Annotated in this window: 8 protein-coding genes; 2 read left to right on the top strand and 6 right to left on the bottom strand. The window is 63.1% G+C overall.

What is annotated here, in order from left to right:
• Both VNC39_RS12155 and VNC39_RS12150 read left to right on the top strand, forming a co-directional pair.
• The coding region (locus VNC39_RS12155) for a HAMP domain-containing sensor histidine kinase (protein ID WP_325399556.1) at positions 1 to 912 on the top strand (912 nt) is incomplete at its 5' end.
• Positions 913 to 1,167: 255 nt separating this feature from the next.
• Positions 1,168 to 2,391, top strand: a complete 1,224-nt coding sequence (locus VNC39_RS12150; protein ID WP_325399554.1) for an acyltransferase family protein — start codon at positions 1,168 to 1,170, stop codon at positions 2,389 to 2,391.
• Between the two features lie 112 nt (positions 2,392 to 2,503).
• On the opposite strand, the gene VNC39_RS12145 is transcribed toward VNC39_RS12150, so the two are convergent.
• The 6 genes from VNC39_RS12145 to VNC39_RS12120 all read right to left on the bottom strand — a co-directional run.
• Positions 2,504 to 3,247 carry a 3'(2'),5'-bisphosphate nucleotidase CysQ gene (locus tag VNC39_RS12145; protein ID WP_325399552.1) on the bottom strand — a complete coding sequence of 248 codons (744 nt, stop codon included), beginning with the start codon at positions 3,245 to 3,247 and terminating at the stop codon, positions 2,504 to 2,506.
• The gene (gene cysN, locus VNC39_RS12140; RefSeq protein ID WP_325399550.1) at positions 3,244 to 5,151 is read right to left on the bottom strand and encodes a sulfate adenylyltransferase subunit CysN; all 1,908 of its coding nucleotides are present in this window, start codon (positions 5,149 to 5,151) and stop codon (positions 3,244 to 3,246) included. The genes VNC39_RS12145 and cysN overlap by 4 nt, the downstream gene beginning before the upstream one ends.
• On the bottom strand, positions 5,151 to 6,068 hold the full coding sequence (gene cysD / locus VNC39_RS12135) for a sulfate adenylyltransferase subunit CysD (RefSeq protein WP_325399548.1): 918 nt from the start codon (positions 6,066 to 6,068) through the stop codon (positions 5,151 to 5,153). The genes cysN and cysD overlap by 1 nt, the downstream gene beginning before the upstream one ends.
• Positions 6,069 to 6,128: 60 nt before the next feature.
• Positions 6,129 to 6,374 (bottom strand): hypothetical protein, encoded by a 246-nt coding sequence (locus VNC39_RS12130; RefSeq protein WP_325399546.1) that lies wholly within the window; start codon positions 6,372 to 6,374, stop codon positions 6,129 to 6,131.
• Positions 6,375 to 6,456: 82 nt separating this feature from the next.
• The gene (locus VNC39_RS12125; RefSeq protein WP_325399544.1) at positions 6,457 to 8,061 is read right to left on the bottom strand and encodes an L-lactate permease; all 1,605 of its coding nucleotides are present in this window, start codon (positions 8,059 to 8,061) and stop codon (positions 6,457 to 6,459) included.
• 468 nt (positions 8,062 to 8,529) lie between these two features.
• On the bottom strand, positions 8,530 to 9,444 hold a 915-nt coding region (locus VNC39_RS12120; protein WP_325399542.1), incomplete at its 5' end, for a PHA/PHB synthase family protein.

Genomic DNA, 9,444 nt, shown 5'->3' with positions numbered 1-9,444 from the left:
TTCGCCCTGGCCCTGGCGCTCACCGTCATCGTCTCCTTCTACCTCGCGCGCACCATCGCCCGGCCGATCCAGCGCCTGGCCAACGCCGCGGCGCTGATGCGCGAGGGACGGGCGCGGACCGAGGCACCGCCGGAATCGATCAGCAGCCGCAATGACGAAATCGGCACCCTGGCGCGGGCGCTGGAAGGCTCCGCGAAGGCGCTGTGGGCACGCATGGACGCGATCGAGCAATTCGCCGCCGATGTCAGCCACGAGATCAAGAACCCGCTCTCCTCGATCCGCTCGGCGATCGAGACGCTGGCGCGCGTCGACGACCCCGCGCGCGCCTCGCGGCTGCTCGCCATCATTACCCAGGACGTCGCGCGGCTGGACCGGCTGATCACCGATATCTCCGATTCCTCGCGGCTGGATTCCGAACTCTCCCGCGCCGCGCCGGAACTGGTGGACATGGCCCGCGTGCTGGCGACGCTGGCGGAGATCCATGACGCCACGCGCAAGGACAATGGCCCGCGCATCGTGGTCGAAGCGCCGCCCGCCGGGCTGCCGGTGCGCGGCTCCGAGCCCCGCCTGGTGCAGGTGCTGCGCAACCTGATCGGCAACGCCATCTCCTTCAGCCCCGCGGGGGGCACCATCTGGCTGCGCGGGCGCGAAACCGGCGGCATGGTGGAGCTGGCGGTGGAGGATGAGGGCCCCGGCATCCCGGACGGCAAGCTCGACAGCGTGTTCGACCGCTTCTATTCGGAACGCCCTCAGAACGAACAGTTCGGCAGCCATTCCGGCCTCGGCCTGTCGATCTCCCGGCAGATCATCGAGGCGCACCAAGGGCGCATCGCCGCGGAAAACCGGCGGGATGAAAATGGCGCGGTGCTCGGCGCGCGGTTCGTGATCCGGCTGCCGAAGGCGGAAGGTTAGGCTAAGTGAAGGAAGCGCTACTTTTTGTGAACAAAAAGTAGCAAAAAAACTTTGTTATGCTGGGCCATGGGCGTTGTCACCGACGCAGCCCATGACACAGCATAAAAAAAGTTTTTGCGCCGCTTTTTTCAAAAAGCGGCCACTTACTTTCTTCCATCCAAGCCCCCGCGCCGCCTCCGCCTTCCGGCAGATCGGCAGGTCGGGCCGACACGGCTCGGCGTTATTGTAGAAAAATATTCCGGGTTCTGCCTAAAGATGCATATGAGCTTCTATTCGATCGCGCCGTTTTTCGGGTGCATGATTTTACTCGTGGCACTTGCTTCCACGCGCCTCTTCGCCGCGGCTGACGCGCCGCCGCATTCGCTTCCCCGGCGCGTCGTGACCCTGGACGGTTTGCGCGGCTTTCTCGCCCTGGCGGTATTTTTTCATCATTCCTCGATTTACCATCGCTTTTTGCTCGGAGGCCCATGGGAGTTACCACCATCGCGACCCTACGCGTTGATGGGCCAAATGGGAGTGGCGTTTTTCTTCATGATCACCGGCTATCTGTTCTGGTCACGGCTGCTTGACGAACCCGGCCGGACAAATTGGGCGCGGCTCTATATCGGCCGCGTCTTTCGCATCGGCCCGCTTTATCTCGCCGCCATTGCCGGCATGCTGGTATTCGTCGCCGTTCGCACAAGGCTGCATCTGCACGTCCCCGTTGGCGAACTTATTCATCAGGTCGGCCGTTGGCTGGAGCTTGGATTTGTCGTGGGACCCGATGTGAACGGCTACGGCAACACCACCTTGATCCTCGCCGGGGTGACCTGGACGCTGCATTATGAATGGGTTTTCTATCTGGCCCTGCCCTATCTGGCGCTCTTCGCTCGCTACAAATGGCTGCATTTGCCCATCGCGGCCGCCATCCTGATCGTCATTTTTTCCGGAGACCCTTCGGGTTTCAACTATTCCACGCTCTTTCTGGCTGGAATGATCAGCGCCTCACTGCTTCGCGCCGGCATGATCCTGCGCCTGCCAAATCATGTTGCCTCGGTGCTGGTTTTGGCCTTGATCGGCGCCGTCTTCGCCTCATGTCATACGGCTTATGCGACCTTGCCAATCCTGCTGATGGGCCCTGCATTTTATTTGATCGCCTCGGGTTGTACATTGTTCGGTCTGCTCACCTGCCGCCCGGCACGGCGGCTTGGGGAAATCAGTTACGGCATTTATCTTCTGCAAGGGCTGGTGCTGGCTGTCGTGCTTCGGCCCGCGCCGCTCCGCGCCATCGCCGTTGCGTCGCCTCTGGGGCACTGGACTCTGGTCTGCCTCGCGGCGATCCTCCTGGTCATGGTCGCAACAATGGCGCATCGATGCATCGAACGACCCGGCATCGCGCTCGGAAAGCGCGTTTCCGACCTGATCGACTCCACGACGTGGGACGCGTTCAGTAAGAAAGTATTAGGCAAGAAAGCACTACTTTTTGTGAACAAAAAGTAGCAAAAAACTTTATTATGCTGGGCCTGAGGCTATGTCACCGACAAAGCTTATGCCCCAGCATAACAAAAGTTTTTGCGGCGCTTTTTTCAAAAAGCGCCTGCTTACTTACTTTCTATCCGATGAGCCCAAGAACGCGCGCCGCGTCCTCTTTCCGGCAAATCAGCAGATCGGGCAGATACGGGTCGGCGTTGTTGTAGACCAAAGGCGTGCCGTCGATGCGCGAGACGTGCAGCCCGGCGGCCAGGGCCACGGCGGCGGGGGCGCAATTGTCCCATTCATATTGCCCGCCGGAATGCAGGTAGATGTCGGCCTCGCCGCGCAGGATCGCCATGGTCTTGGCGCCGGCCGAGCCCATCGGCACCAGGTCCGCGCCGAGCGCCTCGGCCACGGCCACCGCTTCGGCGGCCGGGCGCGTGCGGCTGACCAGCATGCGCGGCCTTGCGGGTGCGGCCGGCACCGTCAGGCCGGGGCCAGAAATGAAGGTCTGGCCGAGGCCGGGCAGGGCGACCGCGCCGCCGGCCGGCCGGCCGTCGACGGCCAGCGCGACATGCACTGCCCAATCCTCCCGCGCCTCGCCATATTCGCGCGTGCCATCCAGCGGATCGACGATCCACACCCGGCTTGCAGACAGCCGGGCGGGGTTGTCCCGCTCTTCTTCCGACAGCACGGCATCGTCCGGGCGCTGCGCCGCCAGCGCCTCCATGATGAAGGCGTTGGCCACCCGGTCGCCCGCCTTACCCAGTGCCTTGCCGGTGAACAGGCCGGAACGCTGCAATTGCAGGAGCAGATCTCCGGCGATGGTGGCGATCTGCCCCGCCAGCGCCGCGTCAGTGTTCTGGAGCAAAGACTCGCTCATGGGATCAGCGTCTCGACGATCAGGTCGGCGGCTTCTTCCGGCGTCATCTTCGTCGTGTCGATGCGCAGTTCCGCGGCGGTCGGCGGCTCGTACGGGCTGTCGATGCCGGTGAAGTTTTTCAGCTGGCCGGCGCGGGCCTTTTTATAGAGCCCCTTCACGTCCCGCGCCTCGGCCTCGGCCAGCGGCGTGTCGACAAAAATCTCGATGAATTCGCCCGGCGCCATCATGTCGCGCACCATCTGCCGCTCGGCGCGGAACGGGCTGATGAAGGCGGTGAGCACGATCAACCCGGCATCGGTCATCAGCTTCGCCACCTCGCCGATGCGGCGGATATTCTCCACGCGGTCGGCCTGGGTGAAGCCGAGATCCTTGTTCAGCCCGTGGCGTACATTGTCGCCGTCGAGCAGGAAGGTGTGGCGGTTCATCCGCACCAGCCGTTTCTCGACCAGATTGGCGATGGTGCTCTTGCCGGCGCCGGAGAGGCCCGTGAACCACAACACCGAAGGTCGCTGGTTTTTCAGCCGCGCGTGGGTCTCGCGGGATACATCCAACGCCTGCCAATGCACATTCTGCGACCGCCGGAGCGAGAAATTCAGCAGGCCCGCGCCGACCGTGGCGTTGTTCAGCTTGTCGATCAGGATGAAGCCGCCCAGCGCGCGGTTTTCCGCGTACGGCTCGAACGGGATCGGCCGGTCGGTGGTGACATTGGCGACGCCGATCGCGTTCAGCTCGAGCGTCTTGGCCGCGACATGTTCGAGCGTGTTGACGTTCACCTGATATTTCGGCGCGTGGATCGTGGCCGTGACCGTTTGCGTGCCGAGCTTCAGCCAATAGGCCCGGCCCGGCAGCAGCGCCTCGTCGGCCATCCAGACGATGGTCGCCTCGAACTGGTCGGCGACCTGCACCGGCGCGTCCGCGCCGGTGATCACGTCGCCGCGCGAGCAATCGATCTCATCGGCGAAGCAGAGCGTGATCGATTGCCCCGCCGCCGCCATTTCCAAATCGCCGTCGAGCGTGACGATGCGGGTGACGGTGGACGTCTTGCCCGAGGGCAGCACGCGGACGGCGTCGCCCGGGCGAACACTGCCGCTGGCGATGAGGCCGGCGAAACCGCGGAAATCGAGATTAGGCCGGTTGACCCATTGCACCGGCAGCCGGAACGGCTTGGCGGCCGCGCTCGTCACGTCCAGCTCCACCGTTTCCAGATGCTGGATCAGCGGCACGCCTTCATACCAGGGCGTGTTCGTAGATTTGGTGGTGATGTTATCGCCGACAAAGCCCGAGATCGGCATCGGCACGAAGGATTCGATGCCGATGCTTTTCGCGAAAGACGCATAGTCGGCGACGATGGAATCGTATTTCGCCTGGTCGTAGCCGATCAGGTCCATCTTGTTGACGGCCAGCACGATGTTCTTGATGCCGATGAGGTGCGCGAGATAGCTGTGCCGGCGCGTCTGCGTGAGCACGCCCTTGCGTGCGTCGATCAAAATAACCGCGAGGTCGGCGGTCGAGGCGCCGGTGACCATATTGCGCGTGTATTGCTCGTGGCCCGGCGTATCGGCGACGATGAATTTGCGCTTCTCGGTGGCGAAGAACCGGTACGCGACGTCGATGGTGATGCCCTGCTCGCGTTCCGCCGCGAGCCCGTCCACCAGCAAGGCGAAATCGATGTTCTGGCCTTGTGTCCCCACACGTTTGGAATCCGCCTCCAGCGCCGCGAGCTGATCCTCGAAAATCATCTTGGAATCGTAGAGCAGCCGGCCGATCAGCGTGGATTTGCCGTCATCGACCGAGCCGCAGGTGATGAAGCGCAGCAGCGATTTATGCTGGTGCTGAAGCAGGTAGGCGTCGATATCGGCGGCGATCAGCGCATCCGCCTGATAGGAAGGTGTCGATTGATCCATTAGAAATACCCTTCCTGCTTCTTCTTTTCCATGCTCGCGGACTGATCATGGTCGATGGCGCGGCCCTGGCGCTCCGAGGTGGTGGTGAGCAGCATTTCCTGGATCACTTCCGGCAGGGTCTTGGCCTCGGATTCCACCGCGCCGGTCAGCGGATAGCAGCCGAGCGTGCGGAAGCGGATGCTGCGCTGCTCCGGCACCTCGCCGGGCTTGAGACGGAACCGTCCGTCATCGACCATCAGCAGCAGCCCGTCACGCCGCACCACGGGGCGCTTGGCCGCGAAATAAAGCGGCACGATCGGGATGTTTTCCAGATGGATATATTGCCAGATATCGAGCTCGGTCCAATTCGAAATCGGAAAGACCCGGATGCTCTCCCCCTTCGCCTTGCGCGCATTGTAGAGATTCCACAATTCCGGGCGCTGGTTCTTCGGGTCCCAGCGATGATTGGCGGATCGGAATGAAAAGATGCGTTCCTTGGCGCGGGATTTCTCCTCGTCGCGCCGCGCGCCGCCGAAGGCGGCATCGAAACCATATTTGTCGAGCGCCTGTTTCAACCCTTCGGTCTTCCACAGATCGGTGTGCAGCGAACCATGGTCAAAGGGGTTGATCCCGCGCGCGAGAGCGTCCGGGTTCTGATAGACCAGCAGCTCCATGCCGCTTTCGCGCGCCATGCGGTCGCGCAGCTCGTACATCGCCTGGAACTTCCACGTCGTGTCGACATGCAGCAGCGGGAAGGGCGGCGGCGCGGGATAGAACGCCTTGCGGGCAATGTAGAGCATCACCGCGCTGTCCTTGCCGACGGAATAGAGCATCACCGGCTTCTCGGTCTCAGCCACCACCTCGCGCATGATGTGGATGGACTCCGCCTCGAGGCGTTGCAGATGGGTCAGGCGCTGCGGCGAGGCAGGAAAACTCATTTCAGGCCGGTCTCCGAATTCTTCCAGAACAATATAGGCTGGGTCGACATAGAAGTTCCTTTAAGCACAGCCTGCGCCACAGGGAAGCGCCCGCCGCGCCGGGCAGGGGGGAGGATTGGCCCGGGACACATCAAAAAGCCCGTCCGCGGCCGATTCTGAAAACGAGATTATTCTAAATAAGCCCAGGCCGAAGAAAGCGGCCGCTTTTTGAAAAAAGCGGCGCAAAAACTTTTGCTCTTTTGGGCCGATGGCTGCGAAACCGGCACGGCCCAGATTAATAAAGTTTTTTTGCTTCTTTTTGTTCACAAAAAGAAGCCCTCCTTAAAACGCCATGAAAAAAGGGCCGCATCCTGCGATGCGGCCCCCATTCCACAGAGCGGATCCTGTCTTAGCCGGGGATGATGCCGGGGATCAGATATTGCTGGACCGCCACCAGGATGGCGATCAGCACGGTGAACACCACCGAGTGGATGAAGGTGCGGGCGAACACCTTGCCCTCCTGCCCGACCATGCCCACCACCGACACGCCGGTGGCGATGTTCTGCGGCGAGATCATCTTGCCCATCACGCCGCCGGAAGAGTTGGTGGCGGCGAACAGGATCGGGTTGAGGTGGAGCTGCCGCGCCGCGACCGTCTGCAAATTGCCGAACAGCGCATTGCCCGACGTGTCGCTGCCCGAGAGCATCACCGCGATCCAGCCGAGGAACGGCGAGAACAGGATGAACAAATGCCCGGTCGAGGCGAGGCCGAGGCCGAGCGAGTAGGCCAGGCCGGAATAGTTCATCAGGTAAGCGAGGCCGACGATCAGCATCACCGTGACCACGGCGACCCAGATCTGACGGATCGTCATGCCGATGCAGCGCACGAACCCGGCGGGCGAGAGGCCGGTGACCAGGGCGGTGATGACCGCCGCCACCAGGATCGCCGTGCCGGTGGCCAAAGGCTGGAAGCCCCAGATCGCGGCATAAGGCTTGCCGTTATACAGGGTGATGGAAATCGCCTTGTCCAGGCCCGGCCAATGGATCGCCTGCTGGCCGATGCTCGCGATGTTCAGCAGGGTCCAGGCAATCACCACGACCGAGACGATCGCCCAGGGCAACCAGCCCTGCCACGGCGAGACTGTGGAGGTACGCTCGGCATCCAGCACATGGGCCTCGATCGCGAATTCCTCGTCATAGGCCGGCTTCCAGACTTGCAGGAAGAGCAGCGTGACGACCAGGGAACCGAGCGAAGCCAGCACGTCGGTGAGCGCGTAGTTGATGTAGTTGGAGGTGATGGCCTGGAACAGCGCGAAGCTGCCGCCGGCGACCGCGAGCATCGGCCACAGGGCCTTGATCGACCGCCAGCCGCCATACAGCCCCGTGACGTAGAACGGCAGGATGAACGCCATGACCGGCAGCTGGCGGCCGACCATCTGGCCGAGATGCAGAGCCGGCAGGCCGGTCACGGCGCCGAGCACGGTGATGGGCACGCCGAGCGCGCCGAACGCGACCGGGGCGGTGTCGAAAATCAGCGCGAAGGTCAACGCATCGAGCGGCTTGAAGCCAACCATGATCAGCAGCGAGCCGATGATAGCGATCGGTGTGCCGAAACCGGCCACGCCTTCGAGCAGCGCTCCGAAGCAGAAGGCCAGCACCACCAGCACCACGCGCCGGTCATTGGGCAGATAATCGAGCACCCAGGCGCGGAACGCGTCGAACCGGCCGGTCACCACCGAAATATTGTACAGCAGCAGGGCGGCGACGACGATCCACATCACCGGCCAGACCGCAAACACCGCGCCATTGGCGGTGGCGTCCAACGCCAGGCCCACCGGCATCTGCCAGACGGCGATGGCGATGATGAGCCCCACGATCAGCCCGCACAGGGCCGCCTGCCAGGCGGCCCGGCGCAGCACGCCGAGCAGCAGCAGCACGGTTGCCACCGGCAGGATCGCGACAATTGTGGACAGCGCGAGACTCCCCGCGACGGGCGTGATCAATTGTTGGAACATGAAACCTCCTAGTGTCATTTTTGATTGGAAAGCGGGCCTGGCGCGGGGCCGGCCCGGGGGGTCAAGGACGGGCGGGTTTGCCTCCATGACCGGATAACGGCGGATCAACCAGGGTTTTGCGCTGGTCTCCTTGCGCCATTGGTGCACGATAGCCCTTCTGCACTGGCATATATTTTTGTTCCCTCAATCTTGTTAGTCGCTCCCTGCATAATAGTGCAGAGTTGCGTTGCTTGTAGCGGAGGGCCCGGATCAGCACCAGAGGGTTTTTTTCGCTTCGGTATGGTTATTGTTGGTCCCAGGTGACTGGTTTGACTAACAATACGCGGCGGCAACCGGCGCCGTGAGACGCCGCCATGCCGAAATCAGCCCTGAACCGCATGAATTTGCGCGGTTTCAGCGCCGGAAGCCGGCAAGAGCCGGCTTCCCGCCGGCGCCGCCTTTTATACAGTGATCGCGGCGGTCTTCGCCTCAGCGTTGCAGCACATAACGCCCGGGGGCCGGTTCCAGCGCGGCAAGATCCGCTTCCGGCCGGCCCTCGGGCGGTGGCGGCACCGGCGCGCCGGAGCGCGCGGCAAGCCAGCCGGACCAGGACGGCCACCAGGAGCCTTGGTGGCAAACGGCGGCTTCCTGCCATTCCTCAGGCGGCACGTAGAGATCGCCCGGCTTGCGGTTGAGCAGGCAGAAATGCCGGTGCCGGTGCCCGGGTTCGCTGACCACCCCGGCATTATGCCCGCCGGAGGTGAGCACGAAGGTGACGTCGCCCGGGTTCAGCATCTGGAACTTATAGACCGAGCGCCACGGCGCGATGTGGTCGGTCTCGGTGCCGATGAGGAACACCGGCAAATGGATGTCGGCGAGCGAGATCTTCCGCCCCCCCGCCAGAAACCGCCCCTCCGCCAGATCGTTCTCCAGGAACATCGCGTGCAGATATTCCGAATGCATGCGATAGGGCATGCGCGTCGCGTCCATGTTCCAGGACATCAGATCGTTCGGATGGTCGTCCTCGCCCAGATAATAACGGCGCACCAGATGCGACCAGATCAGGTCGTTGGCGCGCAGCATCTGGAAGGCGCCCGCCATCTGCGAGGAGTCCAAATAGCCCTGCGCCCACATCACGTCGTCGAGAAACGCTAGCTGCGTCTCGCTGATGAAAAGCTGCAGCTCGCCGGCTTCGGTGAAATCGGTCTGCGCGGCAAGGAGCGTCAGGCTGGCGAGGCGGTTGTCATGATCGCGGGCCATGGCGGCGGCGGCGACGGCGAGCAGCGTGCCGCCCAGGCAATACCCGACGGCGTGAATTTTCGCCCCCTCGCAAATGGCGCTGACCGCGTCGACCGCCGCCATCACGCCGCAACGGCGGTAATCGTCCAGGGCGATGTCGCGCAA

The organism is Acidocella sp. (assembly GCF_035535915.1).
In the GTDB taxonomy this organism is placed as follows: Bacteria; Pseudomonadota; Alphaproteobacteria; order Acetobacterales; family Acetobacteraceae; genus Acidocella.
Note: the sequence above shows the minus strand (reverse complement) of the source record. Positions and strands in the feature narration are given on the sequence as shown.

What these genes read in the sequence shown, in the direction of transcription:
- VNC39_RS12150 (WP_325399554.1), top strand. Translation starts at nt 1,168, where the DNA reads ATGCATATGAGCTTCTATTCGATCGCGCCGTTTTTCGGGTGCATGATT.
- cysD (WP_325399548.1), bottom strand. Translation starts at nt 6,068, where the DNA reads ATGAGTTTTCCTGCCTCGCCGCAGCGCCTGACCCATCTGCAACGCCTC.
- VNC39_RS12125 (WP_325399544.1), bottom strand. Translation starts at nt 8,061, where the DNA reads ATGTTCCAACAATTGATCACGCCCGTCGCGGGGAGTCTCGCGCTGTCC.
- cysN (WP_325399550.1), bottom strand. Translation starts at nt 5,151, where the DNA reads ATGGATCAATCGACACCTTCCTATCAGGCGGATGCGCTGATCGCCGCC.
- VNC39_RS12145 (WP_325399552.1), bottom strand. Translation starts at nt 3,247, where the DNA reads ATGAGCGAGTCTTTGCTCCAGAACACTGACGCGGCGCTGGCGGGGCAG.